At 65.1% G+C, this 25,361-nt stretch carries 21 protein-coding genes; 9 read left to right on the forward strand and 12 right to left on the reverse strand.

Annotation, left to right across the window (positions count from 1 at the left end):
- Window positions 1–55: 55 nt before the first annotated feature.
- From AB3X86_RS01260 to aspT (AB3X86_RS01285), 6 genes are all read right to left on the reverse strand, one after another.
- Window positions 56–1,309: an FAD-dependent oxidoreductase gene (locus AB3X86_RS01260; protein ID WP_368594640.1), complete on the reverse strand. Its 1,254-nt coding sequence runs from the start codon at window positions 1,307–1,309 to the stop codon at window positions 56–58.
- 40 nt (window positions 1,310–1,349) lie between these two features.
- Complete coding sequence (locus AB3X86_RS01265; protein ID WP_368594641.1) at window positions 1,350–2,339, reverse strand: carboxylate--amine ligase; 990 nt, start codon at window positions 2,337–2,339, stop codon at window positions 1,350–1,352.
- A 719-nt stretch (window positions 2,340–3,058) separates the two neighbouring features.
- Window positions 3,059–4,282, reverse strand: a complete 1,224-nt coding sequence (locus tag AB3X86_RS01270) for an alanine--glyoxylate aminotransferase family protein (protein WP_368594642.1) — start codon at window positions 4,280–4,282, stop codon at window positions 3,059–3,061.
- A 156-nt stretch (window positions 4,283–4,438) separates the two neighbouring features.
- Window positions 4,439–6,103 (reverse strand): bifunctional aspartate transaminase/aspartate 4-decarboxylase, encoded by a 1,665-nt coding sequence (locus AB3X86_RS01275; RefSeq protein ID WP_176379071.1) that lies wholly within the window; start codon window positions 6,101–6,103, stop codon window positions 4,439–4,441.
- 121 nt (window positions 6,104–6,224) lie between these two features.
- Window positions 6,225–7,907 (reverse strand): aspartate-alanine antiporter, encoded by a 1,683-nt coding sequence (aspT, locus tag AB3X86_RS01280; RefSeq protein WP_368594643.1) that lies wholly within the window; start codon window positions 7,905–7,907, stop codon window positions 6,225–6,227.
- A 134-nt stretch (window positions 7,908–8,041) separates the two neighbouring features.
- Window positions 8,042–9,724 (reverse strand): aspartate-alanine antiporter, encoded by a 1,683-nt coding sequence (gene aspT, locus AB3X86_RS01285; RefSeq protein ID WP_368594644.1) that lies wholly within the window; start codon window positions 9,722–9,724, stop codon window positions 8,042–8,044.
- 461 nt (window positions 9,725–10,185) lie between these two features.
- On the opposite strand from aspT (AB3X86_RS01285), the gene AB3X86_RS01290 reads away from it, so the two are divergent.
- Entirely contained in the window at window positions 10,186–11,181 is a 996-nt protein-coding gene (locus AB3X86_RS01290) for a 2-hydroxyacid dehydrogenase (protein WP_368594645.1), read from the forward strand.
- 44 nt (window positions 11,182–11,225) lie between these two features.
- Here the strand turns inward: AB3X86_RS01290 and AB3X86_RS01295 are convergent, their stop codons facing one another.
- Window positions 11,226–11,804, reverse strand: coding sequence for a hypothetical protein (locus tag AB3X86_RS01295; RefSeq protein WP_368594991.1), 579 nt, complete (start codon window positions 11,802–11,804; stop codon window positions 11,226–11,228).
- Window positions 11,805–11,946: 142 nt separating this feature from the next.
- Between AB3X86_RS01295 and AB3X86_RS01300 the strand changes: the two genes are divergently transcribed.
- From AB3X86_RS01300 to AB3X86_RS01330, 7 genes are all read left to right on the forward strand, one after another.
- Entirely contained in the window at window positions 11,947–12,780 is an 834-nt protein-coding gene (locus tag AB3X86_RS01300; protein ID WP_368594646.1) for a crotonase/enoyl-CoA hydratase family protein, read from the forward strand.
- Between the two features lie 34 nt (window positions 12,781–12,814).
- Complete coding sequence (locus tag AB3X86_RS01305) at window positions 12,815–13,207, forward strand: SRPBCC family protein (protein ID WP_176379066.1); 393 nt, start codon at window positions 12,815–12,817, stop codon at window positions 13,205–13,207.
- A gap of 173 nt (window positions 13,208–13,380) precedes the next feature.
- Window positions 13,381–14,538, forward strand: a complete 1,158-nt coding sequence (locus AB3X86_RS01310) for an MFS transporter (RefSeq protein ID WP_152850873.1) — start codon at window positions 13,381–13,383, stop codon at window positions 14,536–14,538.
- Between the two features lie 402 nt (window positions 14,539–14,940).
- A complete protein-coding gene (locus AB3X86_RS01315; RefSeq protein WP_368594647.1) occupies window positions 14,941–15,573 on the forward strand; it encodes a hypothetical protein in 633 nt (210 codons plus the stop codon).
- Window positions 15,570–16,145: a hypothetical protein gene (locus tag AB3X86_RS01320; RefSeq protein ID WP_368594648.1), complete on the forward strand. Its 576-nt coding sequence runs from the start codon at window positions 15,570–15,572 to the stop codon at window positions 16,143–16,145. Before AB3X86_RS01315 ends, AB3X86_RS01320 begins: the two co-directional genes overlap by 4 nt.
- On the forward strand, window positions 16,103–17,320 hold the full coding sequence (locus AB3X86_RS01325) for an MFS transporter (protein WP_368594992.1): 1,218 nt from the start codon (window positions 16,103–16,105) through the stop codon (window positions 17,318–17,320). Before AB3X86_RS01320 ends, AB3X86_RS01325 begins: the two co-directional genes overlap by 43 nt.
- Before the next feature lie 125 nt (window positions 17,321–17,445).
- Complete coding sequence (locus AB3X86_RS01330; protein ID WP_368594649.1) at window positions 17,446–19,227, forward strand: PQQ-binding-like beta-propeller repeat protein; 1,782 nt, start codon at window positions 17,446–17,448, stop codon at window positions 19,225–19,227.
- A gap of 107 nt (window positions 19,228–19,334) precedes the next feature.
- On the opposite strand, the gene fahA is transcribed toward AB3X86_RS01330, so the two are convergent.
- The 4 genes from fahA to AB3X86_RS01350 all read right to left on the reverse strand — a co-directional run bounded on the left by fahA (window position 19,335) and on the right by AB3X86_RS01350 (window position 23,652).
- Window positions 19,335–20,633 (reverse strand): fumarylacetoacetase, encoded by a 1,299-nt coding sequence (gene fahA, locus AB3X86_RS01335; RefSeq protein WP_368594650.1) that lies wholly within the window; start codon window positions 20,631–20,633, stop codon window positions 19,335–19,337.
- Entirely contained in the window at window positions 20,630–21,976 is a 1,347-nt protein-coding gene (hmgA, locus tag AB3X86_RS01340; protein ID WP_368594651.1) for a homogentisate 1,2-dioxygenase, read from the reverse strand. Before hmgA ends, fahA begins: the two co-directional genes overlap by 4 nt.
- A 62-nt stretch (window positions 21,977–22,038) precedes the next feature.
- Window positions 22,039–23,394, reverse strand: coding sequence for an MFS transporter (locus AB3X86_RS01345; protein WP_368594652.1), 1,356 nt, complete (start codon window positions 23,392–23,394; stop codon window positions 22,039–22,041).
- Window positions 23,395–23,529: 135 nt separating this feature from the next.
- Window positions 23,530–23,652 carry a hypothetical protein gene (locus tag AB3X86_RS01350; protein ID WP_368594653.1) on the reverse strand — a complete coding sequence of 41 codons (123 nt, stop codon included), beginning with the start codon at window positions 23,650–23,652 and terminating at the stop codon, window positions 23,530–23,532.
- 8 nt (window positions 23,653–23,660) lie between these two features.
- On the opposite strand from AB3X86_RS01350, the gene AB3X86_RS01355 reads away from it, so the two are divergent.
- The gene (locus AB3X86_RS01355) at window positions 23,661–24,494 is read left to right on the forward strand and encodes a diguanylate phosphodiesterase (RefSeq protein ID WP_368594654.1); all 834 of its coding nucleotides are present in this window, start codon (window positions 23,661–23,663) and stop codon (window positions 24,492–24,494) included.
- Between the two features lie 40 nt (window positions 24,495–24,534).
- Here AB3X86_RS01355 and AB3X86_RS01360 read toward each other — a convergent pair whose 3' ends face one another.
- On the reverse strand, window positions 24,535–25,320 hold the full coding sequence (locus AB3X86_RS01360) for an IclR family transcriptional regulator (RefSeq protein ID WP_368594655.1): 786 nt from the start codon (window positions 25,318–25,320) through the stop codon (window positions 24,535–24,537).
- Window positions 25,321–25,361: the final 41 nt, after the last annotated feature.

Consider the following 25,361-nt stretch of genomic DNA (forward strand, 5'->3'; position numbering starts at 1 on the left):
CCCGCGGTAGTGATCGGACAGGCGCGAGCGCACAGACGCGCCCGTTGTTTGGGTCTTATTCACCTGAGCGCTCCGGCATGGGTGCATGGGCGACGGGCCACGCGCGTTGCCGCGAGCCCGCTTTCAACGAGCCGACAAGATGCCGCGCCACGGTCGGCGACGCGTGCTTGGTTCCATAGACGAAGCGCATCACGGGCCCGAAGCTATGCGCGGATGCGGGTCCGATCACATAGAGGCCGCGCACGCGCGTTTCGTAGTGCGAGTTCAGGTCGGGCATGCCGCCTTGATTCGAAATCGCGTCGGCCAGATCTTTCGACAGGAACGCGTGCTGGCGCATGTCGGTTTTGAAGCCGGTCGCGGCGATCACGTGATCGGCGCTCACGCGTGCTTCCTTGCCGTCGGTCAGCACGTTCAGAACGACGCGGTCGTTTTCGATCGCCGCGGAGCGCACCACGGTGCGATGCGATATCTGTACCTTGCCGACCACGCGATCGTGCAGCCACCACGCGCCAGACGCGCCATACGTGTGCTCCATGATCAGCTTGCGGCGTCGCGGGTCGAGCATGTGGAACACGCCGGGAAACTCGGACAGGAACAGCGACCGCCAGCCGCGCCCGAGCCCCGCGTCGGGCCCCTTGATGCGCGACAGGATGTTGCGCCCGCCGTGCGGCCGCTCGTGCCACACCACGCTGCTCTCGCGCATCAGCACGTGCGCGCGTGCGCCGAGCTCATTGAGCAACGCGGACAGCCCGAGCGCCGACTGCCCGCCGCCGACGATCGCAATGTCCTTGCCGCGCGCCCATTCGAGGTTGCCGTACAGCTCCGAATGCGACGCATACTGCGGCGGCAAGCCCTGCAGCGCCGGCGGAGTTTGCGCGAAGCCCTTCAGGCCGAGCGCGATCACGACCCGGCGTGCGGCGACCGAGCGGCCGTCGCTCAGCGATAGCTGGAACTGATCGCCGACGCGGCGCAATGCGAGCACATCGACCGGCTGGATTTCGCCGACCAGATTCGACTGGAACCACAGCCCGTACTCGACGAAGGTCTCGAGCGGCAGCGCCATGCCGAGCGGCCGGTAAGGCAGGCCTTTCAGGCGGCAGAAGTCTTCGACGGTAAAGCCGCTGCGCGGCGCGTGCATGCTCGACGCGAAAGCTTCGGAGCGCAGCAGCATGCCGGGCGGCATGTAGTTTCGCCACGCTCCCATCGGTTCCCCGAGGATCTGGTGATCCACGCCGGCGGCCTTCAGATGCGCGGCAAGAGATGACCCGTACGGCCCCGCGCCAATGATGATGGTATCGGTCCAAGACATTGCTGGTCTCCAGGGGGGAACGGCTTTTTTGTCGTTAGCGTCAGGCTTTCGCCTGACGCGACTCGGGCGCCCTGATCGCTTTTTTCCAGCTGCGCTTCATGCGTCGGAGCGGATTCATCACGACATAGTGCTGCAGCGCTGGCAACGGATCGTTCCAGCGGAAATAGCCATCGAAAATTTTGGTGCGTTCGCTCAGCAGTTCGGGCGGCGGCCGGTCGGAAAACGTCGCGCGCCACGCAACCGGTAGCCGGCTCAGGCGCTCGACTGGCAACGGCAGGCCGAGTTCATGGCGGTACGCGGCAAGCGGAATGTTGACGCCGCACAGCGTCGCGATCTCCTCCTGCCAGTCCGTGCGGCCGACCGTCGGCTCGACCATCACGAACTCGTTGTAGTTGTCGTCCCACTTGTACTCGATGCTGCCCATGCCGTCGAAACCGGCCGCCTCGGCAAAGCGCCGCGTCAGCGGTTCGAGCGTCCCGCGGGCGTCGGGCGCGGCCACGCAGATGGCGGTGTTGCCGACGCCCGGGGGCGAGCTCAACACCTTGCGGCCGGTGAACATGCTGACCATCTTGCCGTCGGCGCCGCGATAGAACAGCGTGAAGTGGATGTTGCTGTCGGGCCCCTCGATCCACTCCTGCGCAATGATGCCGCCCGGCGTCGCGAGCATCGCGATCGCGCGATCGCGTGCATGCTGCAGCGTGTCGACGCGCACCGCGCGTTCTTTCTCGCCGCGCAGCACGTTGCGCTTGTCGTCTGGTTTCAGCACGCACGGGTAGCGCAATTCGGCCAGCCCTTCGATGTCGGCAAGCTTTTCGAGCACGACCGAGCGCGGCACCGGAAAGCCATGGCTCTGTGCGAATTCGTGAAAGCGCGCCTTGCTCGACAACATCTTGACGGTGTCGTCGGCCGGCAAACGGAATCGATACCAGTGCGACAAAGCCAGCCGATTTTCCGACACCGCATGCACCGCGTCTTCGTCGGTCAGTATCAGTACCGGCAGACGATCGAACCGTTTGCCGAGTTCGATCATTTCGTCAACAAATATTTTCCCGACAAAGCTTTTTATCTGATGCGCATGAACGTGTCGGCACCACGTCGCCGCGCGGCTCCTCGTATCGACTGCAATAACCGGAACGCGGGCCTGCGCGAGCGATCGCGCTACCCCCAGTCCGTTCAACTCTGCTCCAACAATAACCCCTGCCGATTGACCTGAGTCGTATGCGCTCGCCATAGTGTCGATTTCCTTGCTTCGTACGTGCATGGTCCCTCGAAGACATGCTTCGAGCTCCACGCGATCGAACAATCGAATCGGATAGAAATCCTTTTTTATCGCCCCGCGGGGGCGCCCGGGCGTTAAAGCCATGTTTCGGCGGAAAGCATGCATGAGCGCGGCAGGCGCGTCCTGGCACGCGCCGTGTGTCGAATCATGGTCTTGCGATTTACCGCAGCGAGCGCATTGCGCTGCTCTCGCCGTGACCTACTTTACGTTTCCGCCTGATCTCGATACGTGCGCCGGCGCACAGAGGACACTAGAAAGTAAGAACAGAAAAAAGCCCTTTCGAAAGGCGCAGAGCCTTATTCCGTAAGGCTTTCAGCGATGCTGCAATTGTTATGTAAAAAGGTTGCGAAGCATTAATTTATCGCAACGCGATAACGGCGGAAAAAAGCTTTCTAATGGGACTATAAAGTGCTGGATCGCACAAAAAAATATGCGCTACGAATGCTATTCGTAGCGCGTCGTCAAATGCCTTATTTACCTTCGCTCAATCCGCGCTCGAGCGCCGCGACACCCGCCGGCAGATCGACCTTGACGCCGAGATCGACCATCGTGCGGCCGAGCGCGTGCACGGTGCGAAACAGGTTGTGCTCGCGGCACTGCTCGCCCATCTGGCCGATCCGCACGATCGGCAAACCGAACGAGCCAGCGATTTCCACCTGATGCTGTCGCGAGATATGCGCGCAGACGTCGGCGGGACTCAGGCCGTCAGGCACCTCGATGCCGATCACCGAGTTGAGCCGGCAATTCTCCGGCGCATACAGTTGCAGGCCCATCGCGGTGACGCCCTGCTGCAACGCGAGCGAGCATTTCAGATGGCGCGCGAAGCGCTTCTCCAGCGTTTCAGCGCAGACGAGCCGCAGCGCCTCATGCAAAGCGAGTACGCCCGACACCGGTGCCGTGTAGTGATAGCCGGCGTTGTGCCAGAAGTTTTCCGCCAGCGACGCATCCAGGCACCAGTGCGTGTTGGGCACCGTGCGGCCTTTGACGCGCGCCCACGCCGCGTCTGAGAACGCGATCAGCGACACACCCGGAATCGACGACAAGCCCTTCTGGCCGCCGGTAATCACCGCGTCGATGCCCCAGTTGTCCATTTCGAGCGGCATCGTGCTCAGCGTGCACACGGCGTCGACGATCACGAGCGCGCCGGCTTCCTTCGCGAGCGCGACGATGTCTTTCAGATGATGGTTCCACACGGTGTTCGAAGTCTCGCCCTGCACGACCGTGACGACCTCGGGACGCTCGCGGCGCAGCGCGTCGGCGACCAGATCGAGACTCGCGACCGTGCGGTCCGCGACTTCGAGCGTGGTCACCTTCGCGCCGACGCGCCGGCCCATTTCGCCCATGCGGTCGCTGAAGAAGCCGTTCTTGATGCACAGCATGCGCGTGCCTTCCCACGCGAGATTGCAGATCGCCATCTCCATCGCGCCCGATCCCGGTCCTGCCACGCCGAGCACCCACTTCGACTGCGTCTGGAACACGTAGCGCGCCATCGTCTTCACCTGGTTCACCACCTTCGCCATCGTGCCGCCCAGATGGTTGATCACGATCGCATTGGCCTTCGCGACCGCAGCGGGAATCGGCACCGGGCCGGCGCCCATCATCAGCAGCGGTTCTTCGGGAAGGATGGCGTCGAGCGATTCGACAACCGGACAGGGGACGGACGAAGCAACGGTAGTAGAGGTTGAAGTCGGCATGATCGGTGTGTGAATGTGAAGCGCAAAGGAACGAACGGCCTCGCCGCAGATACGCTGCTCGAGGCCGTTCGTCCGATCATTCACCGAACCGCGCGATTGCGCAAGTTTTTTGGCCAGGGTCGCGGGCCGCAGGCGCGACCGATACACCCTCGCCAATCACTTCATCACCTTGCTCTTGTCGAGCTTGCTGCCGGTCGCCGCGTTGTAGCGCTCGACATACTCCTCGATCAGCCTGCGCATCGCCCGACCGATCTTGCGATAGTCGGACTCGTTCAGATTGGCGAGCGACACGCGCCCCGACGGGTGCTGGGTGCCGAAGCCGCGGCCTGGCAGCAGCACCACGCGCGCCTCGCGCGCGAGCCGGAACAGCAGCTCGGACGGCTCGGTGTTCTTCAGCAGCCAGTCGACGAACTCGCGCCCGTAGGCTCTTTCACCGAGGAATTCGATGTCGACGATCGTGTAGTAGTCGACCTGGTTCGGGTCGTCGTCCTCGAACGCGATGCCCACTTCCTCGTACAGCGCCTGCTTGCGCTTGCGGATCAGGCGCTTCAGCGCGTTCTTGTACGCGTCGGGCGTGTCCATCAAGGAGAACAGCGAGAACAGCACCATTTGCACCTGCTGCGGCGTCGACAACCCGGCCGTGTGATTGAGCGCGACGGTGCGGCTGTCGGCCACGAGCCGGTCGATGAACTTCAGCTTGTCGGGCTCGGTCGTGATCGACTCGTAGCGACGATGCAGCTCCTTCTTCACGTCGGCCGGCAGTTTGCCGATCAGCTTGTCGAGCACGTTGTCGCGATGCGTGGCCACCGCGCCGAGACGCCAGCCGGTCGCGCCGAAATACTTCGAGTACGAGTAGACGAGGATCGTGTTCTTCGGCGCGAGCGCGAACAGCGACACGAAGTTGTCGGCGAACGTGCCGTATACGTCGTCGGTCAGCAGGATCAGATCGGGCCGTTCCTTGACGATGTCCGCGACGTGCTCGAGGCTCGCGTCGTCGATCTTCACCGACGGCGGATTGCTCGGATTGACGAGGAAGAACGCCTTCACTTTCGGATCGCGCAGCTTGTCGAGCTCCTGCTTCGAGTACTGCCAGCCGTGCGCGACGTCGGCATTGATATGCACGACTTTCAGCTGATAGTCGTTCAGCGCCGGGATCTCGATGTAGGGCGTAAAGATCGGCATGCCGAGCGCGATCGAGTCGCCCGCCTTGATCAGATGGTTCTCGCGCATCGTGTTGAAGATGTAGGTCATCGCCGCGGTGCCGCCTTCTACGGCGAAGATGTCGAACTCGCCGATGAACGGATGCTTGCCGATCATCTCGCGGCGCAGATACTGGCCGACGATGATTTCCGACAGCTTCAGCATGCGGTCGGGCACCGGGTAGTTCGACGCGAGAATGCCCTCGCACATCTCATACAGAAAGTCGGTCCCGGACAGCCCGAGCTGATCGCGCACGTACGACACCGCGCCGCGCAGAAAGTCGATGCCGGGCACGCCGCGGTTCTCGCGTATGAACAGGTCGAAGCGCTCCGCGAGTCCGTCGCGGCGCGGAAAACCGCCGACGCCTTCGGGCATGTACGCGAACGAGCGCTCGGACTCGCGCATCGCGAACAGGCCGAGCTGCCAGAAGCCGTGGCGAGGGATCGTCGCGAGAAAGTTCGGATTGCCACGGCCGGCGTTGAGCATCGCGATGTTGGCGGCCCGCTCGACCGCGCCGCCGCCGGCGGCCTTGATCAGTTCGTCCTTCAGTTCGAACGGGCTCAGCGCGGCAAGACCCGCGTCGACGCCCGAGCGTTTCTTATCGCCCTTCTCTTTAGCCATGATGCGTTCTCCAGTGAAGAGGTGAAACACGCCGGCGTGGCGAGGGGTCCCGGTTGCGGCCGGCTACAGGGATCGATACGCAACGGCTTTCGATAACCGTGCGATCAACGACGGGTGAGCGCTACACGAGCCCGACCACCAGCGGCCCGAGCAGTGTCAGCGCGACGTTCGCGATCGCATAGGTGATCGCGAACGGCACGGTCGGCACCGCGCTTTCGGCCTTATCGAGCACGCCGCCGAACGCCGGGTTGGCGCTGCGCGAACCGGACAGCGCGCCGGCCAGAATCGCTGCGTTGTTGTAGCGCAGCACGTAACGGCCGAACAGCATCGTCAGCAGCAGCGGAAACAGCGTGACGAACACGCCGAGCAGGAAGATGGTCACGCCGCTTTGCTTGACCGTGACGACCGCCTGCAGGCCCGAGTTCAGACCGACCACCGCGACGAACGCGGCGAGCCCGAAGTCCTTCAGCAATTGCGAGGCGGCCGATGGCATCACGCCGTACATCGGATGCTTGCCGCGCATCCAGCCGAACAGCAGGCCCGCGAGCAGACAGCCGCCGCCCGAGCCGAGCGTGAGCGGCACGCCGCCCACGTTGACGACGATCAGCCCGATCAGCAGACCGATCACGAGGCCGACGCCCATGTAGATGAAATCGGTCTTGTTGCTGTACGGCAGCTCGTAGCCGGCAGCTTCGACCGCGCGCTTGGTATCTTTTGGCGAGCCGTAGAAGGTGATCACGTCGCCGTGCTGCAGCTCGGTTTCGGGCAACACCGGCAGCGGCTGCCCGACGCGCGTGATGCCCTGAACGTAGACGCCGTGCCGCATGTCGCGATCGATCATCTGGCGCGCGGCCGCGATCGTCGTGTGATTCATGCCCTTGCGCGTGAACACGCCTTCGCGCGTCTGCATCACGACGCCGATGTCCTCGGCGTCGCCGACCTCGTTGCCTTTCGCGCCGAACGCGACGACCGCCTCCCGGCGGCCCACGACGAGCACGATGTCGTCCGGTTGCAGCACGAAGTCGGGCTTCGGCTCGATCTGCTGGTTACCGCGCTTGACGCGCTCGATCGTCAGACCTTCGCCGTGCAGCGACTCGACCGCCTGCACGCTCTTGCCGGCGCTGAAGTCGATCCGGTATGCGCGCCCGACCAGTTCAGGCAGCGCCGCCACCTGCCCCGGTCCGCGCGTCGGCGCGCCCGACGACAGTTCGCGCTCCGCCTCGATCGACGCTTCGCGCAAGCCCTGGCCCATGAACTTCGGCAGGATGTTCACGCACACGATGATCGCGCCGAGCGAACCGAACACGTAGGTGACCGCGTACGCGATCGCGACGTCCGATTGCAGTAATCTAACCTGATCGGCGGGCAGGCCGAGCCGCGCGATCGCGTCGCCCGCGGTGCCGATGATCGCCGACTGCGTGAGCGCGCCGCCCGCGAGTCCGGCCGCGAGCCCCTTGTTCAGATGGAACAGCTTCGCGCACACGACCACCGTGATCAGCGCGGTGACCGCGAGAAACACGGCCATCGCGATCTCGCGCAGCGTCTTGCGGTTCAGCGAGTTGAAGAAGCCGGGCCCGGAGTCGTAGCCGACCGCGTAGATGAACACCGCGAACATCACCGCCTTCACGCCGTTGTCGACCGTCACGCCCGCCTGGCTGATCGCGACCGCCGCGAGCAGCGAGCCGCCCACGCCGCCGAGCTGGAACTTGCCGAAGTTGATCTGCCCGATGAAATAGCCGACCGCGAGTGACAGGAACAGCGCCATCTCCGGTGACTTGTGAAAGATGTTGTGTAGCCAGTCCATCGCGCCCTCGCTGAGTAGTTGTCGGGTTCGTTGGCGATACCCGGCACGGGTACGGCGCGCACCTGTGCGGCGCGAGCGCCTGATTTGCCGCGAACTGCGAAACGCCGCGCGGCATGCGGCTTCGGCAAGTCCGGCTAGCCGAGCTTGCCGGCGAGGCCCACCACCACGGGCCCCATCAAAGGCAACAGGATGTTGGAGAGCGCATAGGTGATCGTGTAGCCGATCACCGGCGTCGAATTGCCGGCCACGCCGACGAGCGCGCTGATGGCCGGCGTACTGCACTGCTGGCCCGCGATCGCGCCGAGCAGCATCGGCGCTTCGAGCTTCAATAGCGCATGGCCGACCCATAGCGACAGCAGGCCCGGCACCAGCACCATCAGGATCCCGGCGAGCGGCAGCGCGAGCCCGTACTCGCGCACGAGCTTGATCGCGTCGGGACCGGCCGACAGCCCGACCGCGGCGATGAACGTCGCGAGTCCGAAGTCCTTGAGGATCTGCGCGGCCGCCGACGGCAGCGAGCCGACCAGCGGATGGCGCGAGCGGACCCAGCCGAACAGCAGCCCCGACAGCAGACAGCCGCCGCCTGTGCCGAGCGCGAGCGTCACGCCGCCGATCGTGCCGCCGAGCCGCCCGATCGCTATACCGACCAGCACGCCGAGGCCGAGATAGACGAAGTCGGTCTTTTCGGTCGGCGGCAATACATAGCCGAGCCGCTTCGCGCCGCGTTCGACGTCGGCTTTCGCGCCGACCAGCGTCAGCACGTCGCCGCGATGCAGATCGGTGCCGGGCAGCGCGGGAATCGTCGATTCGAGCCGCGTGATCGCGGCGATATAAACGCCGCGCGCGTTTTCCGGCTTGGCCTGCGCGCGCAGTTGCGCGACCGTCATCCCATCGACGTCGGGCCGCGTCAGCACCACGTTGAGCCGTTGCGCGAACACCTGGCCGAAATCGGCGCCCAGCACCTCTTCACCGAGGCCAGCCGACGCCGCGACGACCGCCGCGCGCCGTCCGGCGACGAGCACGACATCGCCGGCCGCGAGCCGCGTCTCCATGGCGACCGGCAGGTCCGCGCCGTGGCGCTCGATCTGCTCGACGGTCAGGTTGTAGCCGTATTGCTCCTCGAGCGCGCGCACCGTGATGCCGGCGGCTTTGCCGATTCGAAACGCGCGGCCGACGAGCGCCGGCGCGGCCGCGCTCTGTCCTTCGCTGAACGCGCCCTCGCCGCCGAGCTTGCGCCACACGCGCTCGGCTTCTTCGCGCAGATTGACGCGCAGCAGCAGCGGCGCGAACTGGCTCGTAAACAGCACGATCGTGACCAGGCCGAACAGGTAGCTGACGCTGTAAGCGGTCACGATATTGGCCTGCAGACGCTGGGTTGCCGCGTCGCCGAGACCGAGCTTCGCGATCGCCTCGGACGCGGTGCCGATCACCGCCGACTCGGTCGCCGCGCCCGCGAGCAGTCCAGACGCGGTGCCGACGTCGAGCCGCAGCACGCTGACCGCGATCATGATCAGCACCAGCACCGAGACGATTTCGATCAGCGACAGCAGCCCATAGCGCCAGCCGCGCCCGATGTTCGCGAAGAACTGCGGCCCGCCGGTGAAGCCGAGCGCGAAGATGAACAGCGCAAACGCGATGTTCTTCAGGTCGGGCGCGATGCGCGCACCGCTCTGCCCGAGCACGAGCGCGACGATCAGCGTGCCGCACACGCCGCCGAGCTGAATCGGTCCGATATGAAACGAGCCAATGAAATAGCCAATGGCGAGACATGCGAATAGTGCGATTTCGGGTTGCGATCTCAGCAATTCACCGATCATGTTGGCTCGCCGATTTACAGTTGATTAACGAAAAACGGAACACCAACCGTTTGAAAACCGAATCAAACCGTCTGACAAAGGTGACGCGATGGTGACGTCGCGCGGACAACGGGCGCGATGCACGACACCTCAAAGAACGCTGCGACGACAGGAGAACCACGCAATGGATGCCGCAAGCGCCGCACAGCGGGCACCGGCGCGCCTGGACGAACGCACCGCCTGGCAATGCCGGCGGTGAAACGATTTCCCGAACGCCCGACAGTTACTCTTTCATCGCGAAGTCGCCTAACATCGTGAAAAGATAATCTGCTGTTTGGCCAGTTTCTTGCCGCATGTTTGTACATGCTTTGTTCGGAATGCTGGTTATTTGATATTGCAGTTCGCCAGCCCTGTCAACGTTATTTTTTACGAAAAACCGACTTCGCAAATCACGTCTAAAGCACGCTTCTTCGGAGCCTCATATGCGCACGATCCTGTTCAGCAGTCGTCAATACGACGTCGATACTTTCACCGAAGCCAATGCCGCGCATGGCTATGAACTGCATTTCCAGGAATCCCCACTCGACAGCGAGACCGCGATCCTCGCGCATGGCTACGACGTGGTCTGCCCGTTCGTCAACGACAACGTCGACGCCGCCACGCTCGAACGGCTTCATGCGGGCGGCACGCGCATGATCGCGCTGCGCTCGGCGGGCTTCAATCACGTCGACCTCGCGGCGGCCGAGCGGCTCGGCCTGCCGGTCGCGCGCGTGCCGGCCTATTCGCCGTATGCGGTCGCCGAGCACGCGGTCGGGCTGATTCTCGCGCTGAACCGGCGCCTGCCACGCGCTGTCGCGCGCACGCGCGAAGGCGACTTCTCGCTGCATGGGCTGCTCGGCTTCGACCTGCACGGCAAGACGGTCGGCGTGATCGGCACCGGCATCATCGGCCGGGTATTCGGGCGCATCATGGCGGGTTTCGGCATGCAGGTGCTCGCCTACGACCCGGGGCCGCACGCCGACGAACTGATCGCGCTCGGCGCGCGCTACGTGCCGCTCGATACCTTGCTCGCCGAATCGGACATCGTCAGTCTGCATTGCCCGCTGCTGCCCGACACCTATCATCTGATCAACCGCGCCGCGCTCGCGAAGATGAAACGCGGCGCGATGCTGATCAACACCGGGCGCGGCGGGCTCGTCGAGGCGAACGCCCTGATCGGCGCGTTGAAGGACGGCCAGCTAGGCCATCTCGGGCTCGATGTGTACGAGGAAGAAGGCGGCATCTTCTTCGAGGATCATTCGAATCTGCCGCTGCAAGATGACGTGCTCGCGCGTCTGTTGATGTTCCCGAACGTGATCGTCACCGCGCACCAGGCGTTCTTCACGCGCGAGGCGATGACCGAGATCGCGCAGACCACGCTCGCGAACATCGCGGCGTGGCAGGCGGGCACGCCGCGCAACGTCGTGCAGGCGGGGTAGCGGTGATAACCGGGGCCTATGCGAGTTGCCGAGGACCGCGAAAGTCAGACGTCGCTGTCGCCCAGTTGGGTCGCGCGAATCTCGGTGCGGGCATCATCGGCCGCGCCGCACAGCTCACGCAGCAATGCCGCCTCGCGCTCGTGCACTTCTACCGGACACCAGCGCGCGCCCGCCTCGGCCAGATAGCGCGCGCGATGCTGGCCGTTGCGAAACGCCACCACCCCCTCGCGCTCGATGCCGATCCAGCCGAGCAGTCCCGGCGCGCGTCGGGTGGAGATCGTCACGTAAGGCATCTGCGGAATGCGCGCGCTGTCGGGGTCGAGAAACTCGCGAATGCCGCGGACCTTGCCCGCGTGCCATTCGGCGACCGGCTTCAGCACGTAATCGGTGTTGTCGCGATTCGCGCACACGAGCAGCTTGCGCAGATCGACGAGCACCACCTGATGACGCGTGCCGTCAGTCACGAAGACGCGCTTCAGACGCACATGGTCGTACCACGAATGCTCGCGCAACGGCACGATCCAGACCGTTTCGGCGCTGGTCGGTGCGGAGGCCGGGGATGAATTGGGCAAAGGCAGGGACAAAGGCACACTCGGCAAGCTGGCGGCAGGACGCCAGCGCATTAATAGAGCGCTCACGCTACGAGCCGGATGTGACGAAAACATGACGGCCTACCGGATTAATTGCGCTGCATGAGCGGTTGGCAACACCGCCTGGTCAGCAGGCGAATACGGCGCTTCAGATACCCTTCAGGTATACATAACGATGATAGCCACCGAACATTTCAATAGCCACGTGCGAATCGAGTCGCATGACGTCAACGGCGTCGCGACGATCGTGCTGGACCGGCCCGCGCGGCGCAACGCAGTCGACCGGCAGGTGGCCGACGCATTGAGCGCCGCGTTCAGCCGCTTCGAGGCCGAGTCCGCATGGCGCGCGGCCGTGCTGTTCGGGGCGGGCGGCACGTTTTGCGCGGGCGCCGACCTGAGCGCGCTCACCGACGACACGCGCCGCAACGAACTGCACGCCGACGGCAGCGGCCCGGGTCCGATGGGACCGACACGCACACGCTTCAGCAAGCCGGTGATCGCCGCGGTCGCCGGCTACGCGGTCGCGGGTGGACTCGAGCTTGCCGCAATGTGCGATCTGCGCGTCGTCGAGGAAGACGCGGTGCTTGGCGTGTTCTGCCGGCGCGTCGGCATTCCGCTGATCGACGGTGGCACGATCCGGCTGCCGCGGCTGATCGGCTTGTCGCGCGCGCTCGATCTGATCCTGACCGGCCGCGCGGTCGATGCGCGCGAGGCCCTCGCGTTCGGGCTCGCCAATCGCGTGGTGCCGAAGGGCCAAGCGCGCGCGGCCGCCGAGCAACTGGCCGCGGAGCTCGCGGCGTTTCCGCAGGCGGCGCTGCTCGCCGATCGCCGCTCCGTGCTCGAGAACAGCACGCTTGAAGATCTCGCCGAGGCGTTGCGGCGCGAAGGCGCGGGCGGCTACGCGGCGGTCTTCGCCGAGGGCGTGGCGGGCGCGGCGCGCTTTGCGTCGGGCGCGGGCCGTCATGGCGACAGGTTCGACGCGGATCAGCCGGCGCCGCCCAATCGTTGAGACATGCTTACCTGAATCGAAGAGAGGAACTGCGATGGCTACGATCTACCGGGAAATCGCCGTGGAAACCGCCGCGGCCGATGCATGGGCCGCGCTGCGCGATCCCGCCGACGTCGCCCGCGCGTTCGCGGGCGTGCTGACCGAGGCGCGCATGGAAGGCGAGCTGCGCTGGGTCACGTTCGCCGACGGCACCGTGGTCGAGGAACGCGTGATCGCCGTCGACGATGCGCACCTGCGGCTCGCCTACTCGGTGGGCGGCGGACGCTTCGAGCATCATCACTCGACGTTGCAGGTCGTCGCCGAGACGCCCACGCGTTGCCGCGTGATCTGGATCAGCGACTTCAAGCCCGACGAGCGCGCAACCGTGGTCGAAATGCTGGTAGATGCGGGCTGCGCGGCGCTGCAGCGCAACCTGGCGCGACACTGAGCGCCGCTTTCCATAAAAACAACAGCCGCCCTGACGGCCTGCAAGGCAGATTTGACTTAGGTAGAATCCCCTACTGTTTTCCCCTATCCGGCGACAGCGTTTCCGCCTTCCGAAACGCCCGCCCGGCGCCTGTTTTTCGCGCCGCTTCACGCGCCACACCCCCCATCATCGCCATGCCTTTGCCTCTGCTTGCCCTTGCCGTTGCCGCGTTTGGAATCGGTACCACCGAGTTCGTCATCATGGGGCTGTTGCCCGACGTCGCGCGCGATCTGTCCGTGTCGATTCCAGCGGCAGGCATGCTGGTGTCCGCGTATGCGCTCGGCGTGACGATCGGCGCGCCGATCGTCGCGATCGCGGTCGCCAACATGCCGCGCAAGAAGGCGCTGATGAGCCTGATCGGGGTGTTCATCGTCGGCAATCTGCTGTGCGCGATCGCGCCGGGTTACGCGGTGTTGATGGCCGCGCGCATCGTCACCGCGTTCTGCCACGGCGCGTTTTTCGGCATCGGCTCGGTGGTCGCGGCCGGCCTCGTCGCGCCGAATCGCCGCGCGCAGGCGATCGCGTTGATGTTCACCGGCCTCACGCTCGCCAATGTGCTCGGCGTGCCGCTCGGCACCGCGCTCGGCCAGGCGGTCGGCTGGCGCGCCACCTTTTGGGCCGTGACCGGCATCGGTGTGCTGGCGGCGGCCGCGCTCGCGGTGTGCCTGCCCGCGAAGATCGAGATGCACAAGGCGAGCCTCGTGCGCGAGTTCAGCGTGCTGAAGAACCCGCAGGTGCTGATGGTGCTCGGCATCAGCGTGCTTGCGTCGGCGAGCCTGTTTTCGACCTTTACCTACATCACGCCGATTCTCGAGGACGTGACCGGCTTCACGCCGCACGCGGTCACGCTGGTCCTGCTGCTGTTCGGCCTCGGACTGACGGTCGGCAGCACGCTCGGCGGCAAGCTCGCGGACTGGCGGCTGATGCCGTCGCTGGTCGCGTTCCTGATGGCGATCGTCGTGATTCTGTGCGTGTTCGCGGGCACGATGCACGCGCGCATTCCGGCGATGCTGACCGTATTCGTGTGGGGTGTGCTCGCATTCGCGATCGTGCCGCCGCTGCAGATGCTGATCGTCGATCGCGCGAGTCATGCGCCGAATCTTGCATCGACGCTGAATCAGGGCGCGTTCAACCTCGGCAACGCGACCGGCGCGTGGCTCGGCGGCATGGCGATCGGCGCGGGCGCGCCGCTGACGACGCTGCCGTGGGTCGGTGTCGCGACCGCGCTGGGTGCGCTGTTGCTGACGTTGTGGTCGGTGTCGATCGAGCGGCGGGTGGCGGTGGCGGGGTAAGCTTGCCGACCATTGTGGCGATGCGCGGTTTGACGTATCTGTTTCCTGCCCGTGACAGCCGCTTTCGGGCACCAGTTCAGCAGTGCGCGATGTCTCGCTGCAACGACGAGCACCACTGAGGGTAAGGCTTCATTCGACAGCAATACCCAACCAGTGGAAACGGTCTGCAACAAATCTCGAACCGGGCGCCAAGGCCAATGCGCGCGTCCACTCACGCTTTCCAGCAAGCGTGGCTTTTGCGATGAGCAGTGGCATGCCCCGCGTGCGGACCGCCATGCTAGGTTGTCGGTCCTCCAACTCTCAAGACTCACAGGCTCGACGGCGACGTGCGACAGCGTCCGACGGTAACGGCAGATTCGCCACGGCTTGTCGTCCCTGTCGGGCCAGACGGTCTATCCGCACATGGCCACGACGTTGCCTTACACAGCCTCCGAACCGTCCTTCGCCTGGAACGGGAAAAAACCGGGATGCACCGCACTCTTTGACGCCCGCCCTCCTACCGTTCCACGTGGCGCGAAACCCATCTACGACGAAAATCTCCGCTGCATCGTTGGATACAAGCAGGAAGCAGCGGGCGTGTTCCGTATCTATACGTTGGACGGCGGGGTATCCTGGAGCGAAAAACCGCTGGAAGCCCCGCTAATCGATCCGGTCGACCTGCTGTTCGTGGTCGGCGGCATCTGGACGGCCGGCGCTCGAGGGATAACGCGAGCGGGGATAAGAGGAGTCGGCTCCGCAATCGACCGGGCGACGCTTCTTGGTTTGCGAACGCGGTACTATGCGCTCATGCAGCGGCCTTTGCGTTTTGCCGCCGCGCCGCTCGCGCATATGGATAATCCCGCCCGCTATGTACCCGTTCACATCCTTCGACTCACGCTGAAATACGGCAAACGTGCCTCTGACCCCGCCGGGCATGCGGGAGTGTTCCAATACACCTATCCCATCACACGCAACGGCACGGCCTATAGGCTCGAAGTCGTGGTTCGCGAGAGCGATCACACCATTCTGCACTTTGCCTATAAACCTCTTCGATGAAGCATCCCACCGTCTACACGACTACCCCTGCCACCGGCGTTTCCGCCGTCATGCGGTGGGATGAACAAAGCTCTACGCTGACCTGTGAGGTCACATATCCGCCTTTGGCTGCGCCGCCGGACCCGCAAAACAATCTCAGCGACTTGCTGAATGCACGCTTCGGCATTGGCGCGCCCCGTTATGTCCTCACGGCGGGCACCTTATCGATGCTTGTCGACCAGCATCACCGATTGACCGGATTGGACTTTTACACCAATCCTGAGCGATGGGCCGTCCGCACGTCCGAACTGGCAGAGCCAAGCGACGAAACTCCACACATCGAGTCAGAATTCGACGCCCACGGACATGCGGACGACATGGGCGCGCCGGAGGTCTTTTACGAGCCTCGCGACGGCACCCTTTATCTGTCGTGGGGTAACGTGTCTCACTGGTACGGTATTGCGCCAACGCTCGCGATCGGCGTCGATGACGACGAGCGTCTCACGCAAATCCGTCTGAGCGGTCTGACGATACCGCCGCGACGCGGCAAATCCGCCGATGGGATGAAGATCGCGCGCCCCCCGCACGCGTAGTAGCATCCCCGCCGATGAAAGTGATCCTCACCCGCGATTTCCTCGCGCTGATCCTGAGCGTCGCCGCCGTCGGCCTCGGCAGCGGCGCCACCCTTCCCCTCACCGCCCTCGCGCTCGCCCAAGCCGGTTACGGCACCGACGTGGTCGGCTTGATGACCGCCGCGCAGGCGGGCGGCGGTCTCGCCGTGGTGCCGCTCGCCGGCTGGATCGCGGCGCGCTTCGGCGGCCGTCGGGTGATCGTCGGCGCGGTGCTGGTGGTGGCCTGCGCGACCGCGCTGATGCAGCTCACCGCGAACCTGTGGCTATGGGCGCTGCTGCGAGTGCTGTGCGGCGCGGCGCTGATGCTGCTGTTCACGATCGGCGAAGCGTGGGTCAACCAGCTCGCCGACGATGCGTCGCGCGGCCGCGTGATCGCGATCTACGCGACCAACTTCACGCTGTTCCAGATGTCGGGGCCGGTGCTGGTGAGCCAGATCGCGGGCTTCACGCAGGGGCGCTTTCTGCTGTGCGGCGCGATCTTCCTGCTCGCGCTGCCGCTGCTCGCGGCGATCCGCGCCACACCGCATGCATCGAGTGAAGAACACGCCGAGCATGGCGGCTGGCGTCGCGTACTGCCGCGCATGCCCGCGCTCGTGATGGGCACCGGCTTCTTCGCTCTGTTCGACACGATCGCGCTATCGCTGCTGCCGCTGTTCGCGATGTCGCATGGCATTTCGAGCGAAGTGGCCGTGCTGTTCGCGTCCGCGCTGCTGCTCGGGGACACGACGATGCAGTTTCCGATCGGCTGGCTCGCCGACCGGCTCGGTCGCGAACGGGTGCATATCGGCTGCGGCATCGTGGTCGTCGCGTTGTTGCCGCTGCTGCCGTGGGCAGTCGGCTCGCCGTGGCTGCGCTGGCCGCTGTTGTACGTGCTCGGCGCGGCCGCGGGCGCGATCTACACGCTGTCGCTGGTGGCCTGCGGCGAACGCTTTCGCGGTGTCGCGCTGGTGTCGGCGAGTTCGCTGGTCGGCGCGTCGTGGAGCGCCGCGAGCTTCGGCGGCCCGCTCGTCGCCGGCGCGTTGATGAAAACGGTCGGCCACGATGCGGTGATCGGCGTGCTGTTGTGCGCGGCGCTCGCGTTTCTGGTGACGGCGTGGTGGGAGCGTCGGCGGATCACGCTGCGGGTGGCGAGTTGACGATTAGACGCTAGTTGCTGGCTTTTACGATCTATACGCCGGGTGATAATCTTCAACCCACGTTGCGCGGGCACTCGACACGGCCCATATTTGGTGGTGCCACCGCAAGCAACGGGGAGTCCGCCATGGTCTCGATGCGCTTGTTGCTCCGTGCCAGCCTGTTGGGCACGGCGATCGCGGTAGCCGCGATCGTCGCCGCAAACTGTGGAGGCGGCGGAGGCGGAAACAGCAGTGCCCCGACGGGCACGAGCGCCGGCGGCAGCGCCTCATCCGGCGCATCGACCCCAGCCGCGGCAAGCGGCGGCAGCAGCACCACCACCGGTGGCACCACGAGCGGCGGCACCGGCACCTCGGGCAGCGGCTCGGGCACGTCGATGGGCGGTACATCGACGGCAGCCGTGCAGGACGTGCTCACATATCACAACGACATTGCGCGCACCGGCCAGAACCTCGGCGAAACCACGCTGACGCCCGCCAACGTGACGGCCGCGAAGTTCGGCAAGGTCGGCTTCTTTAGTGTCGACGGCAAGGTCGACGCGCAGCCGCTATTCGTCGCTTCGCTGGCGATCGCAGGCGGCACGCACAACGTGCTGTACGTCGCGACCGAGAACGACACCGTGTACGCATTCGATGCCGACACCGGCGCGACCCTGTGGCAGGTGCGCACACTCGGCAGCGGCGAAACTCCGAGCGACGATCTCGGCTGCGGCCAGATCGTGAACACGATCGGCATCACCTCGACACCGGTGATCGACCGTTCGCGCGGCACGCACGGCACGATCTATGTCGTCGCGATGTCGAAGGACGCGGCCGGCGGCTACCATCATCGCATTCACGCGCTCGACCTCGCGACCGGCGCCGAACTGCTGAACGGTCCCACCGAAGTCGCCGTCGCCTCTTACCCGGGCACTGGCGCGGGCAATACGAACGGCGTCCTGCCGTTCACCACGTCGTTGTACGCGGAGCGCGCGGGGCTGCTATTGCTCGGCAGCACGCTTTACACATCATGGACCTCGCACTGCGACCACGGCGGCTATACCGGCTGGATCATGGGCTACGGCGCCGACACGTTGCAGCAGACCACCGTGCTCAACGTGACGCCTAACGGCATCGGCGGCGCGATCTGGATGAGTGGCGCGGGACCGGCGTCGGACGGCTCGTCGATCTATCTGCTCGATGCGAACGGCACCTTCGAAACGACGATGACCTCGAGCGGCTTTCCGGCCAACAACGACTTCGGCAATACGTTCCTGAAGCTAGGCACGTCGGGCGGCCTGTCGGTCGCGGACTACTTCGCGATGACGAACCTCGTGCAGGAGTCCAACGACGACATCGACCTCGGCTCCGGCGGCGCACTGGTGCTGCCGGACCTGACCGACGCGAACGGCGTCGTGCAGCATCTGACGCTCGGCGCGGGCAAGGACAGCACCATCTACGTGCTGAATCGCGATTCGATGGGCAAGTTCAACCCGACGACCGACAACATCTATCAGGAGATTCCCGCGCAACTGGCCGGAGGCGAGTTCGGCATGCCCGCCTATTTCAACGGGCGCGTGTATTTCGGCTCGGTCGGCGATCATCTGAAGGCATTCACCGTGACCAATGCGAAGCTGTCGATCACCCCAACCGCGCAAAGCGCGATGACGTTCGCCTATCCCGGCACGACGCCGAGCATCTCGGCGAATGGCACGACGAATGGCATCGTATGGGCCGCCGAAAACGGCAACGTCGCGGCACTGCATGCGTTCGACCCGGTCACGCTCAACGAGCTTTACAACAGCAACCAGATGGGCACGCGCGATCAATTCGGCACCGGCAACAAGTTCATCACACCGATGATCGCGAACGGCAAGGTGTATGTCGGCACGACGAACGGCGTGGCCGTGTTCGGCTTGCTGGGTGGGTGAAGCGGACGACGCGCCGAGTCATTGCGACATGGCGCGCCCGCAGTCTCGCACAAACGACGAGGGCCGGCATTCGTTGCCGGCCCTCGCTGATCGTGACTGCCGCGCGCTCACTCTCGCGCCGGCAGAATCTCTCCGGCACACGCGCCGAACCCGACGCGATACCCGTCGCCCTGGCACCAGCCGACCAGCGTCAACTCATCGCCGTCCTCGATGAACGTGCGCGTACCGCCCTCCTGCAACTCCAGCGGCTTCTTGCCGTTCCACGTCAGTTCGAGCAGGCTGCCGTACGAATCCTCGGTCGGCCCGCTGATCGTTCCCGAGCCCATCAGGTCGCCCACCCGCGTATTGCAGCCCGCCACCGTGTGATGCGCGAGCTGCTGCGCCATCGTCCAGTACATGTATTTGAAGTTGGTCCGCGCGATCGTGCTCGCTTGCCGCGCGCGTGGCGCGCGCAAGCTCACTTCGAGGTGAATGTCGAACGCATGCTTTCCTCGATGCCGCAGATACGCGAGCGGCTCTGGCTCCTGCACCGGCTGCGCGACGCGAAACGGTTCGAGCGCATCGAGCGTGACGACCCACGGCGAAATCGTCGTCGCGAAGGTCTTCGCGTTGAACGGACCGAGCGGCACGTATTCCCATTGCTGGATGTCGCGCGCGCTCCAGTCGTTGAGCAGCACCATGCCGAAGATGTGCGCTTCCGCGTCCTCGCACGCGATCGGCTCGCCCAGCGCATTGCCGCCGCCGATAATGAAACCCGTCTCCAGTTCGATATCGAGCTTGCGGCACGCGCCGAACACCGGCCGCTCCTGATCCGGCAGCTTCAGCTGACCATTCGGACGGCGCACCGGCGTGCCGCTCACGACCACCGACGACGCCCGTCCGTTGTAGCCGATCGGCATCTCCGACCAGTTCGGCAGCAGCGCATTCTTCGGATCGCGGAACATCGCGCCGACATTGGTCGCGTGTTCCTTCGATGAATAGAAATCCGTATAGCCCGGAATCTGCACCGGCAGATGCAGACGCGCATCGGCCTGACTCACCAGCACCTTCGCGCGCAACGCGGTATCGTCGCGCAGCGTCGCGGCGTCGCGCGCGAGCAGTTGGCTCAGCTGGATTCGAACGCTGCGCCATGCATCGCGGCCAAGCGCGATGAAATCGTTCAGCGCCTCGCGCGCGAACACGTTCTGCGCCGGCACGCTCAGCAGACCCGCTGCCTGCAGCGCGCCGAGATCGACGATCTGATCGCCGATCGCGACGCCCACGCGCCGCGCGTCGTTGCCACGATCGCTGAAAATGCCGAACGGCAGATTCTGGATCGGGAAGTCGCTAGCCGGATCGTTGGCCGACTCGATCCAGCTCTTGCGCGACGCATCGAGCGTCGCCTTGAGATCGTTCACCGCGTTCATCGTTGCTCCGGATTGAAGTGTTTCTCGAGGCCTTGCCAGCACTCGTAGTAATGCGCCTGCAGTTGCGCGGTTTCGAGCGCGAAGCGCGTCGGCTTGATCAGCGTACGTGTCTCGAACATGAAGGCCATCGTGTCGTCGACCTTCTTCGGCACCGAGGTATCGCTATGCGACGCCTTCTCGAACGTGTCCGCGTCCGGGCCGTGGCCCGTCATGCAGTTGTGCAGGCTCGCGCCGCCGGGCAAGAAGCCCTCGGCCTTCGCGTCGTAGACGCCATGCACGAGCCCCATGAACTCGCTCGCGACGTTGCGATGGAACCAGGGTGGGCGGAACGTATCTTCGGCGGCAAGCCAACGCGGCGGGAAGATCACGAAGTCGATCGTATCGACGCCCGGCGTGTCGCTTTGCGATTGCAGCACGAGGAAGATCGACGGGTCCGGATGGTCGAAGCTGATCGAGCCGATCGTGTTGAAGCGGCGCAGGTCGTATTTGTACGGCGCGTAGTTGCCGTGCCAGGCCACGACGTCGAGCGGCGAATGGCCGATGTCCGCGCGCCACAGATTGCCGTTCATCTTCGCGACGAGTTCGAACGCGCCTTCGCGGTCTTCGTACGCGGCGTGCGGCGTCAGGAAATCGCGCGGATTCGCGAGACCGTTGGAGCCGATCGGCCCCAGTTCCGGCAGACGCAGCAACGCGCCGAAGTTCTCGCAGATATAGCCGCGCGCGCTGCCATCCGGCAGGCTGACCGCGAAGCGCACGCCGCGCGGAATCACCGCGATCTCGAACGGTTCGACAGCGACGCGACCCATTTCGGTCGCGATATGCAGGCGGCCTTGTTGCGGCACGATCAGCAGTTCGCCGTCGGCGTCGTAGAAGAAACGGTCGTGCATCGAACGGTTGGCTGCGTATAGATGGATCGCGCAACCGTTCATCGCTTCGGCCGAGCCGTTGCCCGCCATCGTCACCCAGCCGTCGATGAAATCGGTCGGCTCGCCCGGCATCGGCAACGGGTCCCAGCGCAGCTGGTTCGGCGGCGTCGGCGGCACCTCAGCGAAGTTCGCGACGAGCCGCTCCGACGGCATCATCGTGAACGGCTTGTGCATCGCCGCCGGACGAATCCGGTACAGCCACGAGCGACGGTTGTGACCGCGCGGCGCAGTAAACGCCGTGCCCGACATCTGCTCGGCATACAAACCATAGGCCGCGCGCTGCGGCGAGTTGCGGCCGGTCGGCAGCGCGCCCGGCAACGCCTCGGTCGCGAATTCGTTGGCGAAACCGGTCTGATAGCCGGGCTCGATTTCAGGTCGCAGGCGTTGGTCGGCCGGCGTACGTGTCGAGGTATCCATACAAGGTTCTCCGCGAGTTGCTCGATTCTTTCCCGGGTGCTACGTGATCTTTGCAGTCAGGCTCAGGCGGGCTCCGCTTCGGACGCGCGCCTGGGTTGCCGCGTTGCGCCCGCGAGCACGACCACCAGCAGCGCCGAGCACAGCACCGGCACCGCCGCCGCATGAAACAGCGCGGCATTCGACCAGTTCAGCGCGATCAGCTGTCCGCCGACGAGCGGCCCGATCACCGAACCGATCCGGCCGATGCCGAGACTCCAGCCGATGCCGGTCGAGCGCAGCGCGGTCGGATAGAAATGCCCGGCGAGCGCATTGACCGCCGGCTGTCCGCCGACCACGCAAAAGCCGCCCGCGAACACGACGACGAGCAGCCACGGCAGCAGATGCGCGACCGCGCCGATCGTGCCGACCGCTACCGTGGCAACCGCGAAGCACGCGAACAGCACGCGCACGAAACCCATGCGCTCGATGAACCAGCCGAGCAGCAGCGTGCCGATCACGCCACCCGTCTGCAGCACCGTGCCGACGATCACCGCCGTGCCCGGCGTGTAGCCGGCTTCGCGCATCACGGTGGGCAGCCAGTTGGACAGGAAGTACAGCACGATCAGGTTCATGAAGCTGATCGCCCACAGGATCAGCGTGACCGGACCGCGTCCCGCGCGGAACAGCTCCGCGACCGGCGCGCCGTCGTTGCGCTTTTCGCTGACGACGAGGCGCGTGTTCGCGTTGATCGGCAAGGCCGGGTCGAACTTCGCCAGCCAGCTCGCTGCGCGCGCACTGCGCCCTTTCAGCACCAGAAACTGCAGCGACTCCGGCAGCCTCGTCAGCATCGCGAACCCGAGCAGCAACGGCACCGCGCCGCCGACCCAGAACACCGCGCGCCAGCCGTAGGCCGGAATCAGCGCGGCGCTGACGAAGCCGCCGAGCGCCGCGCCGAGCGTGAAGCCGCACGACACCAACATCATGCGCTTGACCCGATGCGCGGGCGTCGAGAATTCGCCGACCAGCGCCATCGCGTTCGGCATGATGCAGCCGAGCCCGAGACCGGTGATGAAGCGCAGCGTGATCAGCGCGGGAATCGTCGCGACGAACGGCGTGGCGAGCATCGACAGCGAGAAGAAGAACGTCGCGCCGATCAGCACCGGCCGGCGGCCGATGTGGTCGGCCAGTACCGACAGGCCGAGCGCGCCCAGCAGCATGCCGAACAGGCTCGCGCTAAAGACGGGGCCGAGCGCGGTTTTCGCGACGTGCCATTCGGCGATCACGCTGGGCGCGACATAGCCCATCGCCTGCGCGTCGAAGCCGTCGATCAGCAGACACAGCCCGCACAGCGCGAGCAGCATCGCCTGAAAAGTCGGGCGATGCGTTCCGGCAAGCACGCGCTCGACTTCGATGACATTGGCGGCGGGTTGGTCACTCATTGGGGCATCCCTCGGACTGGGTGAAATTGCGTTTTACGCATAGTAAAACGAATTACGAATAGTGAAACTAACGTATACCCCTGGAAACGTGCGTGCCAATCTTGTGATTGCGCGCTGAGGCCCGGCCAATAAGCCTTAGGCCAATAACGTTATGAGCATTTTGTTAATCTGCGCAGGGCGCGTACTGCTACCATCAATGGATGCGGCCATCGCGTCGCGCAGCCACGCGCCCGGTGCGCGTTCATCGTCGCCTTTCATTCGCCTTCATGATTTCGCCGACCATCCCCGATCTGATCGCCCGCGCCGCTCATCACCCGTTTCTCGGCGAGCATCTGGCGATGGGACAAGGCGCGCACGCCGGCATCGCGCTCGCGCATTTCGACGGCATCGAGCTCACGAGCGCCTACGAGCCGATCTTCGACATCAGCGTGCACGGGCTCGCGCAGTCGCTGTCATGCGGCGCGGAAGGGGTCGACCGCTTCGGTGACGAGCTCGGCTTTCAGGCGGTCACGCACCGGCTTGGCGCACCGCCGTTCGACGTGTTCGATCCGTTCGACAACATCGCCGACGATCAGCAGCTGGTCGCGCTGGATCGCATGTCGCGCGCGCTGCACGCAATCAACTTCTTCGGGCCGCAGCGGCATGGGCTGCTGTTTCTACGCGTGCACGAGAGGCTGTTGAAGAGCGTGAAGTACGACCACGGCCGGCATTTTTCGAGCGTGCTGACGTCGTTCGATCTGAGTCCGACGCGCATCGTCATCGAGCTGCCGGCGGCGGCGGTCGCACACAAGACGTTTCTGGGCTATCTGACGCGCAGCTATCAGCACTACGGCTTCAAGGTGGCGGGCAATCTGTCGAACGCGGGGCAGATCCTGTCGGTATCGGAAACCGCGCGGCTCGATTTCATCAAGATGGATGCGACGGCCGCATTGCGCGACGCGACCGTGAAGCCGCTCGTCGGCTACGCAGGCCGGCTGCGGGTGCCGCTGATTTTCAATCGCGTGATGGACGAGACGCAGTTCTCCGCGCTACAACAGTACGACGTGCGGTTCGTGCAAGGGCCATTGTTCAACGCGCATTATCACGACCGGGCGGCGTGACACGGCGTGGGCCGGTTGACCCGGGCGCCCCGGCCTTCCCTCAGCCCGGCTCCCCTAGCCGCGCCGCGAGCGCCTTCAGGCGCGGCGCGACGTTCTCGCGAAACACCTCCTCCCCCATCGATGATGCCGGCCCGCTGCAGCTGAGCACGAGCCAGCGGTTTTCGCGCGGCTCGCGAAACGGCACCGCGACCGCGTTCACGTCGTCATGCCACGCGCGAAACGAGTAGCAGCAGCGCTCCGTCGCGAACGCGGCGATCTCCTGTTCGGCTTCGGCGACCAGCATCGCCCCTGCCCTGCCTGCCGCTTTTTTCAGTTCCGCGAGTAACGCGGTACGCGCGTCGAGCGGCTGCACGGCGAGATACGCGCGGCCCATCGAACTCGTCAGCATCGACAGTTTCGAGCCGGATGCGAGGCCGAGCGTCAACGCGGTCTCGCTGCGAATCGTCTCCAGATACACCATGTCGAGCCCATCCCGGCAGCCGAGCGAAACCGCCGCGCCGACCTCGCGCGCGAGGCTGCGCAGGTGCGGGCGCGCGAGTTCGAGCATGTCGCTGCCCGATAGCAGCGCGAAGCCGAGCGACAGCACGCCCGCGTCGAGCGCATATTTGCCGTGTCTTTCGTCGAGCCGCAGATAGCCGAGCACGGTCAGGGTGTAGGCGAGCCGGTTCACGGTTGCCTTCGGCAAACCCGTACGTTCGACGAAATCGCGGTTGCCGAGCAACGTATCGCCCGGCTGGAACGCGCGCAACAGGTCCAGCCCGCGGGCAAGGGCGACGACGAATTTGCGTTCGTCGAGCGGAGCGGAGAAAGTGGATGGCAGCGTCATAGGGTGCTACACTCGGGCGTCGTTTGCAAAACATTGTTTCG

Origin of the sequence: Paraburkholderia sp. BR14374, assembly GCF_040948685.1 — a bacterium.
Taxonomy (GTDB): domain Bacteria; phylum Pseudomonadota; class Gammaproteobacteria; order Burkholderiales; family Burkholderiaceae; genus Paraburkholderia; species Paraburkholderia youngii.

Coding starts and splice junctions, on each gene's coding strand:
- AB3X86_RS01260 (WP_368594640.1), bottom strand. CDS start 1,309: ATGTCTTGGACCGATACCATCATCATTGGCGCGGGGCCGTACGGGTCA.
- AB3X86_RS01265 (WP_368594641.1), bottom strand. CDS start 2,339: ATGATCGAACTCGGCAAACGGTTCGATCGTCTGCCGGTACTGATACTG.
- AB3X86_RS01270 (WP_368594642.1), bottom strand. CDS start 4,282: ATGCCGACTTCAACCTCTACTACCGTTGCTTCGTCCGTCCCCTGTCCG.
- AB3X86_RS01275 (WP_176379071.1), bottom strand. CDS start 6,103: ATGGCTAAAGAGAAGGGCGATAAGAAACGCTCGGGCGTCGACGCGGGT.
- aspT (WP_368594643.1), bottom strand. CDS start 7,907: ATGGACTGGCTACACAACATCTTTCACAAGTCACCGGAGATGGCGCTG.
- aspT (WP_368594644.1), bottom strand. CDS start 9,724: ATGATCGGTGAATTGCTGAGATCGCAACCCGAAATCGCACTATTCGCA.
- AB3X86_RS01290 (WP_368594645.1), top strand. CDS start 10,186: ATGCGCACGATCCTGTTCAGCAGTCGTCAATACGACGTCGATACTTTC.
- AB3X86_RS01295 (WP_368594991.1), bottom strand. CDS start 11,804: ATGCGCTGGCGTCCTGCCGCCAGCTTGCCGAGTGTGCCTTTGTCCCTG.
- AB3X86_RS01300 (WP_368594646.1), top strand. CDS start 11,947: ATGATAGCCACCGAACATTTCAATAGCCACGTGCGAATCGAGTCGCAT.
- AB3X86_RS01305 (WP_176379066.1), top strand. CDS start 12,815: ATGGCTACGATCTACCGGGAAATCGCCGTGGAAACCGCCGCGGCCGAT.
- AB3X86_RS01310 (WP_152850873.1), top strand. CDS start 13,381: ATGCCTTTGCCTCTGCTTGCCCTTGCCGTTGCCGCGTTTGGAATCGGT.
- AB3X86_RS01315 (WP_368594647.1), top strand. CDS start 14,941: ATGGCCACGACGTTGCCTTACACAGCCTCCGAACCGTCCTTCGCCTGG.
- AB3X86_RS01320 (WP_368594648.1), top strand. CDS start 15,570: ATGAAGCATCCCACCGTCTACACGACTACCCCTGCCACCGGCGTTTCC.
- AB3X86_RS01330 (WP_368594649.1), top strand. CDS start 17,446: ATGGTCTCGATGCGCTTGTTGCTCCGTGCCAGCCTGTTGGGCACGGCG.
- fahA (WP_368594650.1), bottom strand. CDS start 20,633: ATGAACGCGGTGAACGATCTCAAGGCGACGCTCGATGCGTCGCGCAAG.
- hmgA (WP_368594651.1), bottom strand. CDS start 21,976: ATGGATACCTCGACACGTACGCCGGCCGACCAACGCCTGCGACCTGAA.
- AB3X86_RS01345 (WP_368594652.1), bottom strand. CDS start 23,394: ATGAGTGACCAACCCGCCGCCAATGTCATCGAAGTCGAGCGCGTGCTT.
- AB3X86_RS01350 (WP_368594653.1), bottom strand. CDS start 23,652: ATGAAAGGCGACGATGAACGCGCACCGGGCGCGTGGCTGCGCGACGCG.
- AB3X86_RS01355 (WP_368594654.1), top strand. CDS start 23,661: ATGATTTCGCCGACCATCCCCGATCTGATCGCCCGCGCCGCTCATCAC.
- AB3X86_RS01360 (WP_368594655.1), bottom strand. CDS start 25,320: ATGACGCTGCCATCCACTTTCTCCGCTCCGCTCGACGAACGCAAATTC.